We start from the raw sequence: 22,915 nt of genomic DNA, 5'->3' as shown, positions 1-22,915 counted from the left end.
GTTAATATGGCAATATTGAAAATGACAAGATTTAATTTGATGGTTTTTGAAAAATATAAAAAGGAAATATTAACAGCATTCCAAAATTTCAAAGAAGTAGATTTCGTTGAAAGTAATTTAGAAGATTATGGCTATAAAAATGTGGTGTCAGCTAAATTAGAAAATATTGAAGAAGAATTATACAAATTAGATCAGGCAATTAAAAAATTAAGAAAGTATGCAAAAGTTAAAGGGGGTTTTCAAGCTTTAAAAGAAGGACAAAAAACTTTTACATATAAAGAACTTTTAGATTTTATTCAAAATCATGAATGTAAAACTATTTTGAAGAAGGTAGAAGAATTACAAATTGATTTTGATAAAAATATGAAGCTTATTGAAAATTCAAAAGCAAAAATACAAGATTATATTACTTTAACAAAGTTAGATATATCTAAGAATGAAATTATGAAATTGAAGCAATGTACTGTAAAAATTGGAAGTATAGCTACTAAAAATTTAAATGATTTAAATCAAGATAATATCTATTATGAAATAATAAATGAAACTGTTAAAGAAACTATACTTGCTATAGTATTTAAAAATAGTGATGAAGATGAAGCTATGGAAACACTTAGAAAGGTTAATTTTAATTCTATTAATATTGAATTGAATAAAACTCCTAGCGAATATATTTCAGATTATAAAAATACTATAGACCAAGCAAATAAAGAATTAACTAAAATAGAAGAACAATTTACAGAATATGCTCTAGATATAGAAACACTAGAAATATTCTATGAATATTATTCAAATGAAAAATTAAGAGAACAAAAAAGTGAAGATTTTGCAAAAACAAATAAATTAATTTATTTGGAAGGTTATATACCAACTGAAAAAGAAGCTTTGTTTGAAAAAACTATAAAAAAAGTATGTGATAAATATTATTACTTAAATATGGAAGAAGTAAAAAGAGATTCAAATTCAGCACCAATTAAATTAAAAAATGATAAATTTTCATCTGCATTTGAAGGCTTAGTTAAAACTTATTCTATGCCAAGCTATAATGAAGTGGATCCAACACCTTTAGTAGCACCATTTTATTGGTTATTCTTTGGAATGATGGTTGCAGATTTTGGTTATGGATTATTAGTAACTATTTTATCATTTATTGTGTTAAAAACTTGCAATTTGAAGGAAAACGTAAAGAAAAATGTTAAATTCTTTTTCTATCTTGGTTTTTCAATAATGTTATGGGGAGCTATATATGGTTCATATTTCAGCTTACCATTGGGTATACCAGGTTTAATAAATCCAACAACAGACTATAATACAATTTTGAAGATTTCAATAATAATTGGTTTAATACATGTATTTGTTGGGTTAGGAACTAAGGCATATATTCAAATAAGAGATGGAAAAGCTTTGGATGCTTTTTATGATGTTGGTTTATGGTATATCACTTTAACAACTGTTATACTATTACTTTTAGGTTCATATATGGGATTTACACCTTTAGTTATGAAAATAATAAAATATATAATGATAATAGCTATGATAGGTATAATACTAACAGGTGGAAGAGATGTAAAAAATATTGGTGGTAGAATTGGTTTAGGAGTTTATTCATTATATGGAATATCAGGATATATGGGAGATTTGATATCTTATGCTAGACTTATGGCTTTAGGATTATCAGGTGGTTTCATAGCCTTGTCAGTAAATCAAATTTGTGCCATGGTAGGTTTCAAACCAGCAACAATAATATTTGTAATATTGATCTTTATATTCGGGCAAACATTTAATTTATTATTATCATTACTAGGTGCATATGTACACTCTGCTAGATTGATATATGTAGAATTCTTTGGAAAATTCTATGAAGGTGGAGGAAGAGAATTTAAAGATTTTAAGATAGATGAAAAGTATATTAATATAAAGGAAGATAAATAAGGAGGAAGTTAATATGGAATTTTTAAAACAAACAGGTGTATTTTTTGGGATGCTTGGTATAGCATTATCAGTAATTTTAGCAGGTATGGGATCAGCAAAAGGTGTAGGTATGGTTGGGGAAGCAGCTTCAGCCGTTGTTATAGATGAACCAGAAAAATTCGGTAAATCATTAATCTTACAATTACTACCAGGGTCTCAAGGATTATATGGATTTGCAATAGGATTATTAGCTTTAGGTAAATTAAATATGAATTTAACAACATTACAAGGATTTTTAATTTTAGTAGCTTGTTTACCAGTTGGTATAGTAGGATATTATTCAGCTATAGCACAAGCAAAGGTATCAGTTGCAGGTATAACTATCTTAATTAAAAATGAAAGTCAACAAATAAAAGGAGTTGTTTATGCAGTAATGGTTGAAATATATGCACTATTAGCCTTTGTTATTTCATTCATACTAATAAGCAGATAAGAAGCGGAGGAGAGAAATGGAAAATTTAGAAGTAATAGTAGCTAAAATAGTAGATGAAGCTAATGAAAAAGCTAAATTAATTCTCAATGATGCTAAAAAACAATATGATGATATTTTAATTAAGTCTGATAACAAAGCTCAAAATGCTATTAAAAATTTAGAAAAAGAATATGAAGTTAAAGAAAAAACTGAATTGGAAAGAATAAAATCAGCTACAGCTTTAAAATATAGAAATATTATACTTCAAGCAAAACAAGAAGCAATAGCATATATTTTTGAGGAATTAGATAAAAAAATTAAAAATCTTTCATCTGATGAAATGAAAGCATACATAAATAAATCATTAGGAACTAGAGTATTAGAAGCTAATGAAAAGTTAATAATACCAAGCACTTATGAAGGAATAGATTTAGGAAGAGAATATGTTTTAAGTTCTAAAATAAAGACAGGATTTTTAATAGAAAAAAATGGTATTTATGAAAATTATACTTTAGAAGCTTTAATTGAACATAAAAAAGATGAAATTGAAGCTAAAATTCAAGAAAAAATATTTTTCTAGGAGGCATAGATGATAAATAGAATGGAATATGTTCAAACAGCAGCTATAGTTAAAGTCCAAGAAAAGAAATTATTATCTAAGTCTAAATTGAATAGAATGATAGAAAGTGAAAATATTTCAGAAATATATAAAATTTTATCTGAAACAGCATATAGTAAGGCAATGATAAATACAAATTCAGAACATGATTTTGAAGATATTTTAGCGAAAGAACTAGAAAAAGTTTATGCATTTTCAAGAGAATTAGCTAAGGATGCACAAGATTGTGTTACTATTTTACAACTTAGATATATCTATCAAAATTTAAAAATGAAATTGAAAAGCTATATCAAAGAAGGAAAAAATCAAGAAATTGATGAAGAATATATGGCTGACTATATGGAAGCACTAAAGGAATATGAAAAAAATAAGGATGTTCAAAGTGCAGTTATACTTTTAGATAGACTATATTTTTCAAGATTAAAAAAATTATGTTCAAAAGTTGGCTTAGAAATATTAGATAAATACTATAATTTAGCAATAAAATCATATAATTTATTGACTTTTTTGAGACTAAAAAATCAAAAAAGATCATATAAATATGCTGAAGCTTGTATAATAGATGATGAAGAATTACTTAGAATTTATGAAGGTGATTCAAACTATATTCAAACTTTAGAAAAATATTTTGATAATAAAAAATTATGGTCTGCATATTCTAAAACAAAAAAAATATCAAGTATAGAAAAAGAATTAGAAAATATGCTTGTTAATTTAATGAAAGAATATAAGAATGTAAATTATGGTATAGAACCTATCATAACATATATATTAGCAAAAGAATATGAAATAAAGGCATTAAGATTAATAATAACAGCTAAGATTAATAAGATACCTAATAATATAATCAAAGAAAGAATGAGGGAAATTTATGTATAAATTAGCAGTAGTTGGTGATAAAGATTCTATAATTTCTTTTAAGGTATTAGGTGTTGATGTTTATCCGATAGACTTTATTAGTGATACTGAAGAATTAACTAATAGAATAAAAAAGGTACTAGAACATTTAGTTGCAAAAGAATATGGAATAATCTTTATAACCGAAGAATATGCAAAATATTCTAAAAAGGTAATAGATAGATATAAAGCACAAACTCTACCTATGATAACTTTAATTCCAAGTAATCGTGGAAGTCTTAATATAGGTATGAGTAAGATAGATGAAAATATTGAAAAAGCAATAGGTACAAATATATTATAGGAGGAGAACTTTGAAAGTTGGTAAAATTGTAAAAGTTTCAGGGCCTCTAGTTGTAGCAGAAAACATGGATGAAGCAAATGTCTATGATGTTGTTAAAGTTGGAGAAAAGAAACTTATAGGTGAAATAATAGAAATGAGGGGAGATAGAGCCTCTATACAGGTTTATGAAGAAACAGCTGGAATAGGACCAGGAGAACCTGTAATATCTACTGGAGAACCCTTGAGTGTTGAATTAGGACCAGGTTTACTTGAAAATATGTTCGATGGTATACAAAGACCTTTGGATATGATAAGAGCTGAAGTTGGAGATTTCTTGGAAAAAGGTGTAGATGTTAAACCATTGAATAGAGAAAAGAAATGGCACTTTATACCTAAAAAGAAAGTTGGAGATAAGGTTTCTACAGGAGATATTTTAGGAATAGTACATGAAACTGAAGTAGTTGAACATAAAATTATGGTTCCATATGGAATTGAAGGAACAGTTGAAGATATTAATGAAGGAGATTATACAATATTAGAAACAGTTGCAAAAATCTCTGGTAAAGATATAACAATGCTACAAAAATGGCCTGTTCGTCGTGGAAGAAGATATAAAAAGAAAATTAATCCTACAGAACCATTAATAACTGGACAAAGAGTAATAGATACTTTCTTCCCAGTTACTAAAGGTGGAACTGCTTGTGTTCCAGGACCATTTGGATCAGGTAAAACAGTTGTACAACACCAATTTGCAAAATGGGGAGATGCACAAATAGTTGTATATATTGGTTGTGGTGAACGTGGAAATGAAATGACAGATGTTTTGATGGAATTCCCAGAAATAATAGATCCTAAGACTGGGCAATCACTAATGAAAAGAACAGTCCTTATTGCAAATACATCTAATATGCCCGTTGCAGCCAGAGAAGCTTCAATATATACTGGAATTACAATAGGGGAATATTATAGAGATATGGGATATTCAGTTTCAATAATGGCAGATTCTACATCAAGATGGGCAGAAGCTTTAAGAGAAATGTCAGGTCGTCTTGAAGAAATGCCAGGGGATGAAGGATATCCAGCATATTTGTCATCAAGAGCAGCAGAATTTTATGAAAGAGCTGGTAAGGTAGTTTGCTTTGGTGAAGGAGATAGAATAGGAGCATTGACAGTTATAGGTGCTGTTTCACCTCCAGGTGGAGATATATCAGAACCAGTATCACAAGCAACTCTTAGAATAGTTAAGGTATTCTGGGGACTAGATTCTACATTGGCATATAGAAGACACTTCCCAGCTATAAATTGGTTAAATTCATATTCACTATATCAAACAAAGGTAGATGAATGGATGGATGAAAATGTATCTAGTGATTTTTCAAAGAGAAGAAAACAAGCTATGAAACTATTACAAGAAGAATCAAATCTTCAAGAAATAGTAAGATTGGTTGGTAAAGATACATTATCACCAGAAGATCAATTGAAATTAGAAGCAGCAAAGAGTATAAGAGAAGATTTCTTACAACAAAATGCCTTCCATGAACAAGACACATTTACATCATTACATAAGCAAGATAAGATGTTGACTATGGTGCTTTCATACTATAATTCAGCAGTAAAAGCCTTATCTTCAGGAGTATATTTAGGAAATATTTTGGAATTACCTATTAGAGAAAGAATTGCAAGAGCAAAATATATAGATGAAAAAGATGTAGATAAAATTGATGAAATCATAGATCTTATCCCTAAAGAAATAGATAAATTAGTTAGTGCAGTTAAGGAGGAAGTATTATGATAAAAGAATATCAAACAATTAAAGAAATTGTTGGTCCTTTGATGACTGTTACTGGTGTTGAAGGTGTAAAATACGAAGAATTAGTAGAAATAGAAACTCAAACTGGCGAAATTAGAATGGGAAAAGTTCTTGAAATTGATGGAGATAAAGCAGTTGTTCAATTATTCGAATCAGCAGCTGGAATAAATATGAAGGAATCAAAGGTTAGATTCTTAGCAAAACCATTAACATTGAGAGTTTCAGAAGATATGATAGGAAGAGTATTTAATGGTTTAGGAAATGAAATGGATGGTGGACCAAAGATAATTCCAGAAAAGAAATTGGATATTAATGGTATGGCTATTAATCCTGTTTCAAGAGATTACCCTTCTGAATTTATACAAACAGGTATATCTGCAATAGACGGATTGAATACTCTAGTTAGAGGACAAAAATTGCCTATATTCTCAGGAAGTGGATTACCACATTCAGAACTTGCAGCTCAAATAGCTAGACAAGCTAAAGTTTTAGGAAGTGGAGAAAAATTTGCCGTTGTCTTTGCAGCAGTAGGTATTACATATGAAGAAGCAGAATTCTTTATTGAAGATTTCAAAAAAACTGGATCTATAGATAGAGCTGTTTTATTCATTAATTTGGCTAATGACCCAGCAGTAGAACGTATTGCAACACCAAGAATGGCTTTGACTTGTGCTGAATATCTTGCATTTGAAAAAGGAATGCATGTTTTAACAATAATAACAGACTTGACAAACTATTGTGAAGCCTTAAGAGAAATATCAGCAGCAAGAAAAGAAGTTCCAGGTAGAAGAGGATATCCGGGATATCTATATACAGATTTGTCAACACTTTATGAAAGAGCAGGGCGTATAAAAGGAAGAAAAGGATCTATAACTCAAATTCCTATACTAACAATGCCAGAAGATGATAAAACACACCCAATACCAGATTTGACAGGATATATTACTGAAGGACAAATAATATTAAGTAGGGAACTATATAAGAAGAATATTATGCCACCTATAGATGTATTGCCTTCATTGTCAAGATTGAAGGATAAAGGAATAGGTAAAGGAAAAACAAGGGAAGATCATGCAGATACAATGAACCAACTATTTGCTGCATATGCAACAGGTAAAGAAGCAAAAGAATTAGCAGTAATATTAGGGGAATCAGCCCTATCAGATACAGATAAACTATTTGCTAAATTTGCTGAAAGATTTGAAGAAGAATATGTAGGTCAAAGTTTTACAACTAATAGAACAATAGAAGAAACTTTGAATTTAGGTTGGGAATTATTGAGAATCTTACCTAGAACAGAATTGAAGAGAATAAGAGATGCTTATCTTGAAAAATACCTTGATAAAAAGGAGGATTAGTTTATGGCAAAGCTAAATGTTAATCCAACAAGAATGGAATTAAGTCGGCTTAAAATTAAACTGGTTACTGCTAAAAAAGGTCATAAATTACTAAAGGATAAGCAGGATGAACTTATGAGAATTTTCATTGATATGATAAAGAAAAATAAAAAGGCAAGAATGAATACAGAAAAAAAGGTAGAAGGAGCATTGAAAAACTTTCTTTTAGCAAGGGCAATAATGTCAAATGAAGCTTTTGAAGAAGCAGTATATATGCCTAAAATGGAATTTAAAATAGATGTTGCAAAAAAGAATGTAATGAGTGTTAGAATACCAGTTTTATCACTTGATGAAAATTTGAGTAATCCAGATTTAAGCGATATATATCCATATTCTTATGCAAGCACATCAGCAGAATTAGATGATGCGGTATATGAATTAAATGGTATAATGCCTGAATTAATTAGATTGGCTGAATTAGAAAAAGCTTGTCAATTAATGGCAGATGAAATTGAAAAAACAAGAAGAAGAGTTAATGCTCTTGAGTATATGACTATACCTCAATTAGAGGAAACAATAAAGTTTATACGAATGAAATTAGATGAAAATGATAGAGCAAGTACAATTAGATTAATGAAAGCGGGGATACATTGATTAAAAAAATACTATTAATTACAAGTATATTGACAGCAGTAAGTTTTTCAAAAAATCTTACTATTACACCTAATGTTGAAGTTGGAGCTAGAATTGCATCTAAAATTAACGAAAAAGGCTTAGTTAATGAAAAAGAATTGGTACCATGTATAGGACTTTCTTTAGATTTGAAGTCAAAGGTTAATAAGAATAAGATATTTGATAAAATGGATATAGAACTTGGTGCAGGTCTTGCACAAAATGTAGAAGTACATGAAAAAAGAATACCATATGGACAAACCTTTGCATATGGACTAACAGAATTTAATTATGAAGTTAAACCTAATATAAATGTGTATTCACAAGTAAGATTAGGTCTAGGTACAGAATATAGTAGTTCAAAAGTTAGTTTAGCAATAATGGGAGATTTAGGTCTAGGTTTGGAATATAGAAATTTTAGAGTTGGAACTACAATAGGTGCAAGAGGACCTATAGGTATGAATAATAATCATGAATATGAAAGACCCAATTTTTCAGCGGGAGTAAAAGTTGGATATGATATACCCGTTATTCATTAGATGAAAGGCACATATGTGCCTTTTATTTTATATTCTGTAAACTAAAGTTTACGAAAAATAAAAGTATTGACAAAAATGAGCGGAAGTTATATAATTCTAGCAAAAGGAGATGAATATTATGAAAAAATTATTATTAGCAATATTTGCAGTTACATCAGTTGGATTTGCAGCTGATAGAGTAGTTACAATCACACCTAATGTTGAAGCTAGTGGAATGTTAAGACCTAATGATTATAATACATTTGTGAAAGAAGTTAAAGTTGATGATAAAGACCCAAAGAACTTCTATGTAACACCAACTGTTGGTTTATCAGTTGAAGCTAGAACAAAGGTTGAAAAAGCAAAATTATTAGACAAATTAAGCGTTGAAGCTGGTGGAGGACTTAAACAAGACATCCTATTAGTTAACACAACTGATAAAAAAATCTTTGGATCAACTTATGCTTATGGTTTAACTGAAGTTAATTATGCTATTAAACATGATTTAAAAGCTTATGCACAAGCTAGATTAGGATTAGGAGCTACTTATTCAGTAGTTAAGAATCATGAATTCTGTGTTCCATTTTCAAACGATAAGGTTGAATTATCTGCAATGGCTGACTTAGGTGCAGGGTTAAACTACAAGAATGTTAAAGCTGGATTAGTTTTAGGAGTTAAAGGACCTATCGCTAAAGAAAAACCTGCTTCATCATCAGATACTGACCCTAAAAAATTATGCTTACCAGAATTTACATTTGGTGTTAAAGTAGGATACGATATACCAGTTAGATTCTAGTTAAATTAGTTTAGACTGCTTAGGCAGTCTTTTTTTGACATTTTAATAAGAAAAGCATATTATTTGTTAATAAATATAAAAGAGGAGAATAAAATATAAAAAAATCTATTAAGCCTTATGTAATTGAATTTGCAGATTTAGGTGGATGTATAAAATATAAACAAATGAGAGTGGGTTGCAATTTGGGAGTTAAAGGTGGCATATTATCGAAAAATGCTTTATTAACCTTTGGTCTTAAATTGGGATATGATATATCAGTAAAATAAAGGTGTGAAATAGTATTAAATGTATATTTGAAAAAATATTATTAATACTATTTTTTTATTTGACAAAACAAAAAAAAGGTGCTAATATACAATTGTTAGCAGATAAATAAGTTGAGTGCTAACTTAAAAGGGGATGGGAAATATGGAAAATAAATATACAGAAAAAGCAACATTAGCCTTATCTGAAGGGCAAAATTTTGCTAAAAAGTGTTCAAATGGAGAATATAAGGTAGAACATTTATTACTTGCATTAGTTGGTCAACCACAAGGGTTGATACCTAATATATTAGAAAGAGCAGGATATAGTGTAAGTGAAATACAAAGAGAATTACAAAAAAGAATAGATAAATTTCCAAAAGTTAATGGAGGAAACTTAGGTGTTAGTAATGATTTATCAAGAGTCATAGTAGACGCTGATAGATATATGAATAGAATGGGTGATAAATATGTTAGTGTGGAACATTTATTCTTGTCATGTATGGATAACACCAACATATTAAAAGAGTTAGGTATAGATAAAAGAAAATTTATGACAATTTTAGAAAAAATTAGGGGAGGTCAAAAAGTTATGTCTGAAAATCCTGAAGAAACTTATGAAGTTTTAGAAAAATATGGTAAAGATTTAGTAGATTTAGTTAGAAAAGGAAAAATAGACCCAATAATAGGTCGTGATGAAGAAATAAGAAGGGCAGTGCAAATATTATCAAGAAGAAATAAAAATAATCCGGTATTAATTGGTGAACCTGGTGTAGGTAAAACAGCTATAGTAGAAGGTATTGCTTGGAGAATAGTAAAGGGTGATGTACCTGAATCATTGAAAGATAAAAAAGTATTTTCACTTGATATGGGTTCATTAATTTCTGGTGCTAAGTACAGAGGTGAATTTGAAGAAAGATTAAAGGCTGTTATTGATACTTTGGAAAAAAGTCATGGTGATATTATCCTATTTATAGATGAAGTGCATAATATAGTAGGTGCTGGTTCAAGTGAAGGAAGCATGGATGCTTCTAATTTGTTGAAGCCAATGTTAGCAAGGGGAGAAATAAAAGTTATAGGTGCTACAACCTTGGATGAATATAGAAAATATATTGAAAAAGATGCAGCATTAGAAAGAAGATTTCAACCAGTTTTGGTAAATGAACCAAATGTAGAAGAAACAATTTCAATTTTAAGAGGACTTAAAGAAAAGTTTGAACAATTCCATGGAATTAGAATAACAGATAATGCCTTAGTTGCTGCAGCAAAATTGAGTGATAGATATATAACAGATAGATATTTGCCTGATAAGGCAATAGATTTACTTGATGAAGCTTGTGCAAAATTAAAAACTGAAATAAATTCTATGCCAACAGAATTAGATGAATTAACAAGACAAGTTACTCAATTAGAAATTGAAAGACAAGCTTTAAAGAAAGAAGAAGATGAAGCAAGTAAGAAAAGACTTACTGATTTGGAAAAGGATTTATCTAATAAAAAAGAAAAACAAAAAGAAATGTTAGCTCAATGGGAAAAAGAAAAGAATACAGTTGAAGAAATTAAGAAATTACAAGGTAAACTTGAAAAAGCTAAGTTAGATTTTGAAGAATATAGTAATAGAAATATTGATTATGAAAAAGCAGGACAAATAAAATATCAAATAATTCCTCAATTAGAAGCTCAATTAGAAGCAATGAAGAATAAAAATGAGCAAAAGATGGTTAATCAAAAAATAACAGAAGATGAAATAGCTGGAGTTATAGCTGCTTGGACACATATACCAATAAGTAAATTAGTTGAAGGCGAAAAAGAAAAATTATTGAATCTTGATAAGAAGATAGAAGAAAGAGTTATAGGTCAAGATGAAACAGTTAAAAAAGTTTATGAAACAATTTTAAGATCAAGAGCTGGATTGAAAGATCCTAATAGACCTATAGGATCATTCATATTTTTAGGACCTACTGGTGTAGGTAAAACATATTTAGCCAAAACATTGGCATACAATTTGTTTGATGATGAAAATAATATGATAAGAATAGATATGAGTGAATATATGGATAAATTCAGTACATCAAGATTAATAGGTGCAGCACCAGGTTATGTTGGATATGAAGAAGGTGGACAATTAACAGAAGCTGTTAGAAGAAAACCATATTCAGTAATTCTATTTGATGAAATAGAAAAAGCACACCCAGAAGTATTTAATTTACTTTTACAAGTATTAGATGATGGTAGATTGACTGATAATAAAGGTAAGGTAGTAAGCTTTAAGAATACTATTATAATAATGACATCTAATTTGAAAGAAGAAAATTTAAAAACATATTTCAAACCTGAATTTTTGAATAGGGTAGATGAAATAACAGTATTTAATAGCTTGGATAAACACTCTATTTCTAAGATAGTAGAAAATGAATTGAAAGAAGTAAATGATTTGTTAGTTGATAAATTCATAACTATAAAAGCAGATGAAAGTGCTATAGAATACATTGTTTCTAAGGCATATGATAAAGAATATGGTGCAAGACCAATTAGAAGATTTATACAAAGATATATCGAAACAGATTTATCAAAACTTTTATTAGAAGGAAAAGTACCAAATAATAGTGAAATTAAAATTAGTTGTGTAAATGATAAGTTAAAATATGAAGTTAAATAGTAAAATAATGGCGAGATTGCTCTCGCCATTTATTTATTTAATTTCTTTAAAATATAAAATATCTTTTGCTTGACCTAAGTCGTCAACTTCTGCTATACCGATACCAGTAATTTTAGAAGTGAAAGGTTTGAAATTATATTCTTTTTGGAAGGCTAAGATATCTTCTGCTTTTTTTGGTGTAAGTAAAGTAACATGTGGATCAAAGTTTGAAAATACATTAGGTGAACCATAAGTTTTAAATGATCTAACCTTTGCTGGCATTGATTTTGCCCAATTTGGAACTTGTGCATCAGTAGCTCTTAGAGGTAAAAGTCTAGCTGTAACTTCATCAGCTAAAGCTTGAATATCATAAGCTTTTTTAGCATCTAACATTAACCAATTACCAGGTGTCTTTCTAATATTATAGAATTGTAATTCTATAGGTTTAGCATTTGTAGCGACATCGTCTACAACATCTTTAATTTTTTCAAATGCATCCTTCTTATATTCGCTCAAATAAAGAGTAACATGTATTTGATATTTTTCATCATATAAGCTAGTTATATTATGTTTATTTAAATTTTTTGATATATCTTCTACAACTTCTGTAGCCTTGTTATCCATTTTAACAAATACATTGTAATTTACATTCGCAAATACATGAGTAGAAAGTAAAATAAATAAAGTTGATATAATTTTTTTCATAATTATCACCATGCAGAATTGATTAATACTTCTTCACCGTAACCACCATTTAATTTTTGAGGGTTAGTAGAGTTAGGAGCTCTTTGAACTCTTATTCCTCTTATACCAAGTTCTCTTGCAGCAAGAATATCATCATCTGAATCTCCATAATGTAATGAAACATTGTGTTTCTTCATGTAGAATGATTTATCATATTTGTAACCACCAGTTGGTTTATCTGCAGTATATTCAATATATACTTCATAAGGCATGTGGAAGAATCTTTGTAAAGTTTTAGAAGTTATAGTTGATGTATAATTTTGATCTTTAGAGTGTTTTGTTCTTCCAGTAATAAAGAAAATTTTATCTCCTCTTTTTAAATGCATATTAATTAATGCTTGTGCAGAAGCTTTAGGTATAGAGAATTTATCTCCCATTTCAGCAACAAAATCCCAGAATTTTTGGTTATATAAATAACTTACAGGATTTTTTGGATCAGTTTGATAATAGTCTTGTCCAAATCTAAAGTAAGCACTAGAATGAACTAAAGTATCATCTATATCAAAGCTAACATTAATAGGACCTTGTCCTTCTAAACTTTTTTCAATATCTTCAACTGAAACAAAATGAACTGCTTTTTGAACATTTTCAGTAGTATAGAAACCTTGATTAGTATAAGGAACTTTTGGTCCCTTAGCGAAAGTTAAACTAGCTATTGCTAAGCAACTGATAATTAATGTCTTTTTCATGAAATAAAAACCTCCTAATTTGTTAGTAAAATTCTACCTTGAAAAAGCTATAAAGTCAACAATATAGAAAAAAACTCTTCACGAAATCAATCGTAAAGAGTTTAAGAATAAAATTATACAATAAAAAAATAAAAAACTATTTATGGTTGGGCTGGCTGGATTCGAACCAACGCATGGTGGAGTCAAAGTCCACTGCCTTACCGCTTGGCTACAGCCCAACAAAGTTAAAATAATCCAGGGATCTTAAGACCACCTGTAACTGTTTCCATTTCAGATTCTGCTAAAGCATCAGCTTTTGCAGTAACTTCTTTAACAGCAGTTAAAATTAAATTTTCAAGTTCAGATGTATCTTTTTGTGATACAGCTTCTTCTATAATATCATTATTAATTTTAATATCAACTAATTCTTTTTGTCCATTAGCTTTAACAACTATTTGTCCACCAGCAACAGAATGTTCAATTATTTTATCTTTCAAACCTTCTTGTATATTAAGCATAGCTTCTTGCATTTGTTTAGCTCTTTTAATTATATCTACTTGATTAGTAGAAGAATTAGAAGTTTTAATCTTTCTAACCATAACTCCTCCATAAAAAAAAGATGGTGGCGAGAGAAGGATTCGAACCTTCGAAGGCTGAGCCGGCAGATTTACAGTCTGCTCCCTTTGACCACTCGGGTATCTCGCCAATGGTGCCGCTTATCGGATTCGAACCAATCACCTACTGATTACAAGTCAGTTGCTCTACCAAATGAGCTAAAGCGGCATTATTTAATGGCGGAAGTGACGAGACTTGAACTCGCGACATCTTGCGTGACAGGCAAGCACTCTAACCAACTGAGCTACACCTCCGTATTGGTGGTCACAATTGGGCTCGAACCAATGACCCCCTGCTTGTAAGGCAGGTGCTCTCCCAACTGAGCTATGCGACCATTAAATTGTTTGGTAGGGCCTAGGAGAATCGAACTCCTGTTGCCGGGATGAAAACCCGATGTCCTAACCACTAGACGAAGGCCCCAAACCTTGTTCGCTTTGAACAAGATATATATTAGCAAAAAAGAAAAAGTTTGTCAACAATTTTTTAAAAAAAAATTAAAAAAAATTTATTTTACCCATGTTACCATTTCTTCCTTGTAGGAAATATGGGGTCTTCTTTCTTCTGCCTTATATCCAATTGCCATTATAGAAATAGGTATCATGTTATTAGGTAAGTTTAAAATTTCTTTTGTTATAACTTCAGCATTGTCATTATCTAGTACACCCATCCAAACAGTACCAAGATTATAATGTGTTGCCATAATAGCTATATTTTCCAAAGATGCTGCACAATCTTGAATAAGGAAAGTTAAGTTAGGATCTTTATCTTTATCTCCACAAACAAGAATAGCTAAAGGTGCAGTTTCAAATGCTTTACCATAAGGATGTTTTAGAAAAAATTGCTTCAAGATTTCTTTATTTTCTATCACATAAAACATTCTAGGTTCTTTTTTGTGAGCTGAAGGAGCAGCTATTGCACCTCTTAAGAGTTCCTTTATAATTTCATCTTCAACTTTTTTATCTTTAAAAGTTCGTATACTTCTTCTGTCAAATATTTCTTTCATTAATATCACCTCAGTTCTAGTATAGCACGAAATGCTAGAAAAAAAAGCTGAAAAATGATATAATAATCCTATAAAACAAGCTAGGAGAAATATATGGAAAATAGAAATTATGGTTCAGATGATATTACGGTTCTTGAAGGTTTAGAAGCCGTTAGAAAAAGACCGGGAATGTACATAGGTACAACATCATCAAGAGGACTACATCATTTAGTTTGGGAAACAGTAGATAATAGTATAGACGAAGCATTGGCAGGATATTGCGACACTATAAAAGTTAGAATGTTGCCTGATAACTATATTGAAGTACAAGATAATGGTAGAGGAATACCTATAGATATGCATAAAACAGGGAGACCTACATTAGAAGTTGTAATGACAATATTGCATGCTGGAGGAAAGTTTAATGATAAGAATTATACATATTCAGGTGGTTTGCATGGTGTTGGTGTTTCTGTAGTTAATGCCTTATCAACAGAATTAATTGCCACTGTTACAAGAGACGGCAAAATTGTTAGACAAACTTTTTCAAAGGGTAAACCTACATCTGGTTGTGAACAAATAGGAGTTGCTAAAAAAAATGAACATGGTACAGTAATTAGATTCAGACCAGATGAAGAAATATTTGAAGAAGTAATTTTTGAATATAATACTTTAAAAGAAAGATTAAAAGAATTAGCATATCTTAATACAGGTTTGAAAATTATTTTAACAGATGAAAGAGATGAAGAAAATAAGAGAGAAGAAGTTTTTCATTTTGAAGGTGGAATAAAGGATTTTGTAGCAGAATTAGTAGACGCAGATAAGATGATAATTCCAACTATTTACATGAAAGATACTACAAAAATTAGTGGAAATAAGCTAGTTGAAGTAGAAATAGCTATGACATATAACAAAGATAGCCAAGCTGTGGTTGAATACTCTTTTGTAAATAATATAAATACTTATGATGGTGGAACTCATGTTCAAGGCTTTAGAACAGCTTTAACAAGAACTATTAATGATGTTGCAAGACAATTGAACTTGTTAAAAGAAAAAAAAGATGAAAATTTACAAGGTACAGATGTTAGAGAAGGTTTAGTTTGTGTAATAAATATAAAATTCCCTGAACCTCAATTTGAAAGTCAAACAAAATCAAAATTGGGAAGTAGTGAAGCACAATCTTCAGTATCAAGTGTTGTAAATAATAAATTGAAACTTTATTTAGAAGATCATCCTAAGGATGCAACTGCTATGATAGAAAAAATGCTTTTATCTAAAAAAGCAAGAGAAGCAGCTAAAAATGCAAGAAATAACATTTTGAGAAAAAATCCTTTAGAAATAGGGTCTTTACCAGGTAAATTAGCAGATTGTTCTTCTAAAAAAAGTGAAGAATGTGAAATTTATATAGTCGAAGGAGATTCAGCTGGAGGTAGTGCAAAGCAAGGAAGAGATAGAAAAACACAGGCAATATTACCACTTAGAGGTAAAATACTTAATGTTGAAAAGGCTGTACTACATAAAATGTTGGAAAATAATGAAATTAAAGCAATGATAACTGCCTTTGGTACAAATATTGGAGATAATTTTGATATTTCCAAACTTAGATATGGAAAAATAATAATAATGACCGATGCTGATGTTGATGGAGCTCATATTAGAACTTTAATGTTGACATTTTTCTTTAGATATTTAAGAGAATTAATCAATGCTGGTCATATTTTTATAGCTCAACCACCTTTATATAAAATACAGGTTGGAAAGAAAATAAAATATGCTTATTCAGATGATGAATTGAAAAAAACAACAGTGGTATTAGAAGAAGAAAGTAAAAAATATACTATACAAAGATATAAAGGATTAGGAGAAATGAATCCAGAACAACTTTGGGAAACAACTATGGATCCTGAAAATAGAACTTTATTAAAGGTTACCTTAGAAAATGCAGGTTATGCAGATAAAATGTTTAGTATTTTAATGGGAGATAAGGTAGAACCAAGAAGACAATTTATAGAAGAACATGCTATGCATGTAAAGAATTTAGATATTTAGGAGAAGGTAATGTCAGATAAATTTAATGAGAATGATGAAAATAATAGAGTAAATGAAGTTATGGATACTAGTAAAAAAGAACAAGAAGTACCAGTATTCATTGAAGATGAAATAAAGTCATCATATTTAGATTATTCTATGAGTGTTATAGTATCAAGAGCTTTGCCTGATGTAAGAGATGGACTAAAACCTGTACATAGAAGAGTCCTATTTGCAATGAATGATATGGGAATGACATACAATACAGCCTATAAGAAATCAGCTAGAATAGTTGGGGAAGTTTTAGGTAAGTATCACCCACATGGTGATACAGCTGTATATAATACAATGGTTAGAATGGCACAAGATTTTAATAGTAGATATATGCTAGTTGATGGACATGGAAATTTTGGTTCTATAGATGGAGATTCTGCAGCAGCAATGAGATATACTGAAGCAAGAATGGCAAAAATTGCTAATGAAATGCTTTTGGATATAAATAAGAATACAATAGATTTTAGAAAGAATTTTGATGAAACCTTAGATGAACCTATAGTTTTACCAGCAAAATTACCTAATCTATTAATCAATGGGACAACAGGAATAGCTGTAGGGATGGCAACTAATATACCTCCACATAATTTAGCAGAAGTTTGTGATGGTATAGTAGCTTTAATTGATAATAGAGATATTAGTGTTGATGAATTAATAGAGCATATTAAAGGACCTGATTTTCCAACTGGTGGAATTATTAATGGTAAGCAAGGTATTTATGATGCTTATAGAACAGGTAGAGGTAAGGTGCAAGTAGCTGGTAAGGTTGACATAGTTAATAGTGCATCTGGTAAATCAAGTATAGTTATTAGTGAAATACCTTATCAAGTTAATAAGGCAAAATTAGTTGAAAAAATAGCTGAATTATATAGACAAAAAAAGATAGTTGGAATAACAGATATTCGAGATGAATCAAATAAACAAGGTATAAGAGTAGTAATAGATGTTAAGAAAAATGAAGAACCAGAACTTATACTTAATATGCTATATAAATACACAGATTTACAAACTACTTTTGGAGTAATTATGTTAGCCTTGGTTAATAATATTCCAAGGGTACTTAATTTGAAACAAATATTAACTAAGTATCTAGAACACAGATATACTGTAGTTGAAAGAAGAACCAAGTTTGATTTAGATAAGGCAAAAAGAAGAGCACATATCTTAGAAGGTTTCAGAATAGCACTAGATAGTATAGATGAAATTATTAAATTAATAAAAGCATCAAAAGATGCTAATATTGCAAAGGATAAATTAATAGAAGCTTTTGGATTCAGTGAAATACAAGCAAAGGCTATACTAGATATGAGATTGCAAAGATTAACTGGACTTGAAAGAGATAAGATAGAACAAGAATATAGTGAATTATTAGCACTTATTGAAGAGTTGGAGGCTATTTTGAATAGTTCTGAAAGAAAGTACGAAATAATTAGACAAGAAGTTATAGAACTTAAGACTAATTATGGAGACAAAAGAAGAACTGAAATACAAAATAAGAGAAATGAAATTGAATTAGAAGATTTAATAAAAGAAGAAGATGTTGTTGTTACTATAACAAATAAGGGTTATGTAAAAAGAATTTCAACTGATGCTTACAAATCACAAAGAAGAGGAGGAATAGGAGTTAATTCTATTAATACTGTAGAAGATGATGAAGTAAGTGCAATATATACAGTTAAAACATTGGATAAATTATTAATCTTCACTGATAAAGGTAAAGCATATAGTATAAAAGTGTATGAAATACCAGAAGCAAGTAAACAAGCAAGAGGTAGATTAATAAGTAATATAATTAATCTTGAAGATGGAGAAAATGTAAGTGGTATTTTAAATACTGCTGGTGCTAACGAAAATTCACAAATTTTTATTGTAACTAAGAAGGGTATAGCTAAGAAAATGTCTGCACCTTTATTCAAAAATATAAATAAGAGAGGAATAAGGGCAATAACATTAAGAGAAGATGATGAGCTTGTATTTGCAGACTTATGTGAAGAAGAAAGTGAAATTTTCGTTGCAACTATAAAAGGACAAGCAATAAGATTTAAAGCAAGTGATGTTAGAACTATGGGTCGTAGTGCAAGTGGAGTTAAATGTATTAGATTCAAAGAAGAAACAGATTATGTTGCCAGTGCTAGTGTAATAAGTAATAAAGAAAATAAGCAAGTTTTAACAATTACAAGTGAAGGTTTTGGTAAGAGAACTGACTTGGAAGAATATAGCATACAAAAAAGAGGTGGAAAAGGAAATAGAAATTTCAAATTAGCACCGAAAACAGGAGATGTTGTGTCTTCAATTTTAGTTGATGAAACTGTTAAAGAAATTATGTTAATTACAAAAGAAGGAGTTTTAATTAGAACACCAATAAAACAAATTTCAAAAATAAGTAGAGCTACTTCTGGTGTAAGAATAATGAAACCTAAAAAAGGAGACATAGTTATTTCTGTAGCCTTAGTTCCAGAGGGAGATGAAAATAATGACTAAAAAAAGATTTCTATTTTTACTTACTAATGAAGATGAAATGGAAAAGGCAAGTAAGTTTGCTAAAGTTGTTAGAGAAAAATTGAAAGATGTAGATGCAATAGCCCTATATGTTAAGGATATTATGAAATATGAAGTCATATTTAATAATATAAACTCTTATGGTATTCAATCACCAACTTCAATGCTTGTTGAGGAATATAAAAATATAGAAAATAGTATATATGAAAAAATAAAAAAAGAAGCATATAAGTATTTTGATAAGGTATATAGTAAAGAAGGCGATACACATGAAGTTATACTTGAAGAAATGAAGGCTTATGATGCTTTGGTTGTTGTAAAATCTGAAGAATTGACAGTAGCCATGAAAAATCTTTTAAAGGATCATTATAAACCTTTAATAATTTTAGGTGATAAAAAAGAATATTCTTTAGATAAGATTTTAATGTTAAATGATGGAGGATATAAGGTAAATAAAGCAATATTTGCCTTTTTCCATTTGTTTTCAGAACAACAAATTGATGTTTTGAGAGTTAATGTAACAGAACAAAATAGATTAACAGAAAGATTTGGAAATGTCTGTAATGTAATTGATGAAAAAAGTGATGATACATATGAAACAATAATGAAATATGTACCAAAATATGATTTGGTTGTTATGGGAGAATTAAGATATACTATCTTATTTGAAAGATTAACAGGTCAAATGGGAATGAGAATTATTGAAAATACAGATATTCCAATTTTTATGGGGTGAGATATGCAAGAAAATAAATTAAAAATAAAATTATCAGTTAAAGTTTTTGAAACAATAATAATATGGTTAATGAGTTTTAATTTTTTGATAGGAGCTTTGGTATTTTTTAAATCTTTTTCAATTTTTAGTAAAATGAAGCAAAATTTGAATCTATCATCTGCCTTTGTTGATTTGGTTAAAAATTTAGTTAAAGAAGAAAATGATTTAAAAGCACTACAAAAATTAGTAGAAATTTATCGAATTTTTATACTTTTATCTGTTATAGTTATAGCTATTTTCTTGATTATAAGACTAGCTAGAAGAGAATATAAAAAATTAGCAAAGTATATTTATATGGTTATGCTAGGTTCTATTATTTTTTCTTGCTTTTTAATATATTTAACAAAAGATATTTTTTATGCAATTAAAAGTATAAATGAAAGAATTTACACTCAAGATTTATCAAAAATTCTATATTTATTACAAAAAATGCAAAATATAAAAGATACAAGATATATAATATTAGTAACATTCGTAATATCCTTATTTTTAAGCTTATTAGCAATAGCTACATATCTATATGAAATGTTTCAAAAAACAGATGAAGTCTATAATCCTAAATTAAATATTACTTTTTGTATAGTAACATTTGTAATATTTATCGGATTAGCATTTGCAAGATATAGAGTAATGATCTTAGCGAATAATATTGATCCATCAGAATACTATATTCTTTCTTATGATATAGATGATAATAATAAGATAATACCAGTATCATATGTAAATTATAAAAAAATTGAAGAAAAGTATTTGGATCCACATTTAATAACATTTTTAGAAAAAGGACTTGCATTTGATATAGATAAAAAAGATAAAACAATAGAAACTAATAAAGAAATGAAAGTTTCTGTTTCATACAATGTAGAAGTCGCAAATGAATTGAATTTAAATATTAGAAAACTTAACTTCTATGTTGAAAATAAAGAAAAACCTGAGCTTTTACAAAATTTAAAAGATTTAGACAAAAAATCTATCTATAAATTAATGAAAAAATATGATACGAAATATATAAATGAAAATATTAAGGAACAGGATGAAATATCAGGTATTTATTCTGCAAAGGATAAAAAGAATAATATAGAAATCTATGTAATATCAAAGATAGAAGGAGATAGAATACCGCTTAAATTAAAAGCAGATTTTAATATTACAAAAGATAAGGCTTATCAGGTAATATATTTAGGTAATATTTTTGTTAATTCAAAACATAAGGCTATAGCATATACAGGAATGAATAATGATAATGCAGTTGTCTATATTGAAAATAAAGAAGTTGTAAAACAAATTATAGAACATAATAGCTTGATAAAATATTAGTGAAAGGGTTATTGAAATGAAAGAAAAGATTACAAGAATTAAAGAACAAATTTTAGAAGGGCTAAAACCTGTAAAAGATTTAGGACAATTAAATGAAATTAAGATAAAAGCCCTAGGTAAAAAAAGTGAGTTTAGTCAACTTTTAAAAGAAATGGTTAATCTTAAGGCAGAAGAAAGAAAACAAATAGGTAAATTTGTGAATGAAACAAAGAATATTTTACAAGAAAAAATAGATGAAAAATTTTCAGAAATAAAAAACAATATTAAAAAAGAAAGAATTGAAAAGGAAAAAATAGATATTAGCCTACCTGGAAGAAAGCAAGTTCATGGTAGTTTACATCCAATAACAAAAACAATTTTTCAAATAAAAGAAATAGTTTCTGAAATGGGTTTTGATATAGTAGATGGACCTGAAATAGAATTAGTAAAGTATAATTTTGATGCTTTGAATATTCCTAAGACACATCCATCAAGAGAAAAAACAGATACTTTCTATATCACTGATGAAATAGTACTTAGAACTCAAACTTCACCAATGCAAATCAGATATATGATGGAACATAAACCACCATTTAGAATGATTTCTATGGGAAAAGTTTATAGACCAGATTATGATGTTTCGCATACACCAATGTTTCATCAAGTAGAAGGACTTATGGTTGGAGAAAATATTTCATTTGCCAATTTTAAAGCAATGCTTGAATTGATTGTTAAAAGAATATTTGGACAAGAAAGAAAGGTAAGATTTAGACCACATTTCTTTCCATTTACAGAACCAAGTGCCGAAATGGATGTTGAATGCGGAGTATGTCATGGAGAAGGTTGCAGAGTATGTAAAAATACTGGTTGGCTTGAAATATTAGGTAGTGGAATGGTAAATGCTAAAGTTTTAGAAGCTGGGGGTATTGATAGTACAAAATATCAAGGTTTTGCCTTTGGAATTGGTCTTGAAAGAGTTACAATGCTTAAACATGGTATAGATGATTTGAGAGCATTTTTTGAAAATGATGTTAGATTTTTGGAACAATTTTAGGAGGATAG

The 22,915-nt window shown here is 28.9% G+C and carries 20 protein-coding genes and 6 tRNA genes; 16 read left to right on the top strand and 10 right to left on the bottom strand.

The features are described 5' to 3' along the window. The first annotated feature begins 6 nt into the window (after nt 1–6). The 11 genes from AWT65_RS05105 to AWT65_RS05055 all read left to right on the top strand — a co-directional run bounded on the left by AWT65_RS05105 (nt 7) and on the right by AWT65_RS05055 (nt 12,213). Nucleotides 7–1,929: a V-type ATP synthase subunit I gene (locus AWT65_RS05105; protein ID WP_066729964.1), complete on the top strand. Its 1,923-nt coding sequence runs from the start codon at nt 7–9 to the stop codon at nt 1,927–1,929. Between the two features lie 13 nt (nt 1,930–1,942). After that, nucleotides 1,943–2,401, top strand: coding sequence for a V-type ATP synthase subunit K (locus AWT65_RS05100; protein ID WP_066729963.1), 459 nt, complete (start codon nt 1,943–1,945; stop codon nt 2,399–2,401). Between the two features lie 16 nt (nt 2,402–2,417). Then, a complete protein-coding gene (locus AWT65_RS05095) occupies nt 2,418–2,960 on the top strand; it encodes a V-type ATP synthase subunit E (RefSeq protein ID WP_066729962.1) in 543 nt (180 codons plus the stop codon). Nucleotides 2,961–2,969: 9 nt separating this feature from the next. After that, a complete protein-coding gene (locus tag AWT65_RS05090) occupies nt 2,970–3,878 on the top strand; it encodes a V-type ATPase subunit (RefSeq protein WP_066729961.1) in 909 nt (302 codons plus the stop codon). Beyond that, on the top strand, nt 3,871–4,200 hold the full coding sequence (locus AWT65_RS05085; protein ID WP_066729960.1) for a V-type ATP synthase subunit F: 330 nt from the start codon (nt 3,871–3,873) through the stop codon (nt 4,198–4,200). The genes AWT65_RS05090 and AWT65_RS05085 overlap by 8 nt, the downstream gene beginning before the upstream one ends. A 10-nt stretch (nt 4,201–4,210) precedes the next feature. Beyond that, nucleotides 4,211–5,971, top strand: coding sequence for a V-type ATP synthase subunit A (locus AWT65_RS05080; protein ID WP_083497838.1), 1,761 nt, complete (start codon nt 4,211–4,213; stop codon nt 5,969–5,971). Beyond that, nucleotides 5,968–7,347, top strand: a complete 1,380-nt coding sequence (locus AWT65_RS05075) for a V-type ATP synthase subunit B (RefSeq protein WP_066729959.1) — start codon at nt 5,968–5,970, stop codon at nt 7,345–7,347. Before AWT65_RS05080 ends, AWT65_RS05075 begins: the two co-directional genes overlap by 4 nt. Nucleotides 7,348–7,350: 3 nt before the next feature. Next, on the top strand, nt 7,351–7,980 hold the full coding sequence (locus AWT65_RS05070; protein ID WP_066729958.1) for a V-type ATP synthase subunit D: 630 nt from the start codon (nt 7,351–7,353) through the stop codon (nt 7,978–7,980). Further along, nucleotides 7,977–8,537 (top strand): hypothetical protein, encoded by a 561-nt coding sequence (locus tag AWT65_RS05065; protein ID WP_066729957.1) that lies wholly within the window; start codon nt 7,977–7,979, stop codon nt 8,535–8,537. Before AWT65_RS05070 ends, AWT65_RS05065 begins: the two co-directional genes overlap by 4 nt. Nucleotides 8,538–8,655: 118 nt before the next feature. Further along, nucleotides 8,656–9,312 (top strand): hypothetical protein, encoded by a 657-nt coding sequence (locus AWT65_RS05060; RefSeq protein WP_066729956.1) that lies wholly within the window; start codon nt 8,656–8,658, stop codon nt 9,310–9,312. A gap of 408 nt (nt 9,313–9,720) precedes the next feature. After that, nucleotides 9,721–12,213 carry an ATP-dependent Clp protease ATP-binding subunit gene (locus AWT65_RS05055; protein WP_066729955.1) on the top strand — a complete coding sequence of 831 codons (2,493 nt, stop codon included), beginning with the start codon at nt 9,721–9,723 and terminating at the stop codon, nt 12,211–12,213. A gap of 33 nt (nt 12,214–12,246) precedes the next feature. On the opposite strand, the gene AWT65_RS05050 is transcribed toward AWT65_RS05055, so the two are convergent. The 10 genes from AWT65_RS05050 to AWT65_RS05005 all read right to left on the bottom strand — a co-directional run bounded on the left by AWT65_RS05050 (nt 12,247) and on the right by AWT65_RS05005 (nt 15,222). Next, the gene (locus AWT65_RS05050) at nt 12,247–12,897 is read right to left on the bottom strand and encodes a 2'-5' RNA ligase family protein (protein WP_066729954.1); all 651 of its coding nucleotides are present in this window, start codon (nt 12,895–12,897) and stop codon (nt 12,247–12,249) included. A 5-nt stretch (nt 12,898–12,902) separates the two neighbouring features. Then, the gene (aphA, locus tag AWT65_RS05045) at nt 12,903–13,625 is read right to left on the bottom strand and encodes an acid phosphatase AphA (RefSeq protein WP_066729953.1); all 723 of its coding nucleotides are present in this window, start codon (nt 13,623–13,625) and stop codon (nt 12,903–12,905) included. Between the two features lie 143 nt (nt 13,626–13,768). Next, nucleotides 13,769–13,843: transfer RNA gene (locus AWT65_RS05040), tRNA-Gln, on the bottom strand. Between the two features lie 6 nt (nt 13,844–13,849). Beyond that, the gene (locus AWT65_RS05035; RefSeq protein WP_066729952.1) at nt 13,850–14,203 is read right to left on the bottom strand and encodes a YbaB/EbfC family nucleoid-associated protein; all 354 of its coding nucleotides are present in this window, start codon (nt 14,201–14,203) and stop codon (nt 13,850–13,852) included. Nucleotides 14,204–14,224: 21 nt separating this feature from the next. Beyond that, nucleotides 14,225–14,309: transfer RNA gene (locus AWT65_RS05030), tRNA-Tyr, on the bottom strand. A 2-nt stretch (nt 14,310–14,311) separates the two neighbouring features. Next, nucleotides 14,312–14,387 (bottom strand) — tRNA-Thr (locus AWT65_RS05025). Nucleotides 14,388–14,396: 9 nt separating this feature from the next. Beyond that, nucleotides 14,397–14,473: transfer RNA gene (locus tag AWT65_RS05020), tRNA-Asp, on the bottom strand. 4 nt (nt 14,474–14,477) lie between these two features. Beyond that, a tRNA-Val gene (locus tag AWT65_RS05015) sits at nt 14,478–14,553 on the bottom strand. Nucleotides 14,554–14,564: 11 nt separating this feature from the next. Next, nucleotides 14,565–14,639: transfer RNA gene (locus tag AWT65_RS05010), tRNA-Glu, on the bottom strand. A gap of 85 nt (nt 14,640–14,724) precedes the next feature. Further along, complete coding sequence (locus tag AWT65_RS05005) at nt 14,725–15,222, bottom strand: nitroreductase family protein (RefSeq protein WP_066729951.1); 498 nt, start codon at nt 15,220–15,222, stop codon at nt 14,725–14,727. A gap of 93 nt (nt 15,223–15,315) precedes the next feature. On the opposite strand from AWT65_RS05005, the gene gyrB reads away from it, so the two are divergent. From gyrB to pheS, 5 genes are read left to right on the top strand one after another with little or no spacing between them, the layout of a single operon-like run. Then, complete coding sequence (gyrB, locus tag AWT65_RS05000) at nt 15,316–17,250, top strand: DNA topoisomerase (ATP-hydrolyzing) subunit B (protein ID WP_066729950.1); 1,935 nt, start codon at nt 15,316–15,318, stop codon at nt 17,248–17,250. Between the two features lie 60 nt (nt 17,251–17,310). Then, nucleotides 17,311–19,764 (top strand): DNA gyrase subunit A, encoded by a 2,454-nt coding sequence (gene gyrA, locus AWT65_RS04995; RefSeq protein ID WP_066729988.1) that lies wholly within the window; start codon nt 17,311–17,313, stop codon nt 19,762–19,764. Beyond that, nucleotides 19,757–20,518, top strand: coding sequence for a hypothetical protein (locus tag AWT65_RS04990; protein ID WP_066729949.1), 762 nt, complete (start codon nt 19,757–19,759; stop codon nt 20,516–20,518). Before gyrA ends, AWT65_RS04990 begins: the two co-directional genes overlap by 8 nt. Before the next feature lie 3 nt (nt 20,519–20,521). Then, nucleotides 20,522–21,874 (top strand): hypothetical protein, encoded by a 1,353-nt coding sequence (locus AWT65_RS04985; RefSeq protein WP_066729948.1) that lies wholly within the window; start codon nt 20,522–20,524, stop codon nt 21,872–21,874. Nucleotides 21,875–21,890: 16 nt separating this feature from the next. Further along, complete coding sequence (pheS, locus tag AWT65_RS04980; protein WP_066729947.1) at nt 21,891–22,907, top strand: phenylalanine--tRNA ligase subunit alpha; 1,017 nt, start codon at nt 21,891–21,893, stop codon at nt 22,905–22,907. Nucleotides 22,908–22,915 lie beyond the last annotated feature (8 nt).

It is taken from the genome of Sneathia sanguinegens, from assembly GCF_001517935.1.
GTDB classification, from domain to species: domain Bacteria; phylum Fusobacteriota; class Fusobacteriia; order Fusobacteriales; family Leptotrichiaceae; genus Sneathia; species Sneathia sanguinegens.
This window is presented reverse-complemented; position numbering and strand designations above follow the sequence as displayed.

Excerpts from the sequence above, each read along its gene's own strand:
- AWT65_RS05095 (WP_066729962.1), top strand. The coding sequence starts at position 2,418 with ATGGAAAATTTAGAAGTAATAGTAGCTAAAATAGTAGATGAAGCTAAT.
- AWT65_RS04990 (WP_066729949.1), top strand. The coding sequence starts at position 19,757 with ATGACTAAAAAAAGATTTCTATTTTTACTTACTAATGAAGATGAAATG.
- AWT65_RS05035 (WP_066729952.1), bottom strand. The coding sequence starts at position 14,203 with ATGGTTAGAAAGATTAAAACTTCTAATTCTTCTACTAATCAAGTAGAT.
- AWT65_RS05100 (WP_066729963.1), top strand. The coding sequence starts at position 1,943 with ATGGAATTTTTAAAACAAACAGGTGTATTTTTTGGGATGCTTGGTATA.
- AWT65_RS05090 (WP_066729961.1), top strand. The coding sequence starts at position 2,970 with ATGATAAATAGAATGGAATATGTTCAAACAGCAGCTATAGTTAAAGTC.
- pheS (WP_066729947.1), top strand. The coding sequence starts at position 21,891 with ATGAAAGAAAAGATTACAAGAATTAAAGAACAAATTTTAGAAGGGCTA.
- AWT65_RS04985 (WP_066729948.1), top strand. The coding sequence starts at position 20,522 with ATGCAAGAAAATAAATTAAAAATAAAATTATCAGTTAAAGTTTTTGAA.
- AWT65_RS05060 (WP_066729956.1), top strand. The coding sequence starts at position 8,656 with ATGAAAAAATTATTATTAGCAATATTTGCAGTTACATCAGTTGGATTT.
- gyrB (WP_066729950.1), top strand. The coding sequence starts at position 15,316 with ATGGAAAATAGAAATTATGGTTCAGATGATATTACGGTTCTTGAAGGT.
- AWT65_RS05005 (WP_066729951.1), bottom strand. The coding sequence starts at position 15,222 with ATGAAAGAAATATTTGACAGAAGAAGTATACGAACTTTTAAAGATAAA.
- AWT65_RS05075 (WP_066729959.1), top strand. The coding sequence starts at position 5,968 with ATGATAAAAGAATATCAAACAATTAAAGAAATTGTTGGTCCTTTGATG.
- AWT65_RS05055 (WP_066729955.1), top strand. The coding sequence starts at position 9,721 with ATGGAAAATAAATATACAGAAAAAGCAACATTAGCCTTATCTGAAGGG.
- aphA (WP_066729953.1), bottom strand. The coding sequence starts at position 13,625 with ATGAAAAAGACATTAATTATCAGTTGCTTAGCAATAGCTAGTTTAACT.
- AWT65_RS05050 (WP_066729954.1), bottom strand. The coding sequence starts at position 12,897 with ATGAAAAAAATTATATCAACTTTATTTATTTTACTTTCTACTCATGTA.
- gyrA (WP_066729988.1), top strand. The coding sequence starts at position 17,311 with ATGGATACTAGTAAAAAAGAACAAGAAGTACCAGTATTCATTGAAGAT.
- AWT65_RS05085 (WP_066729960.1), top strand. The coding sequence starts at position 3,871 with ATGTATAAATTAGCAGTAGTTGGTGATAAAGATTCTATAATTTCTTTT.
- AWT65_RS05105 (WP_066729964.1), top strand. The coding sequence starts at position 7 with ATGGCAATATTGAAAATGACAAGATTTAATTTGATGGTTTTTGAAAAA.
- AWT65_RS05070 (WP_066729958.1), top strand. The coding sequence starts at position 7,351 with ATGGCAAAGCTAAATGTTAATCCAACAAGAATGGAATTAAGTCGGCTT.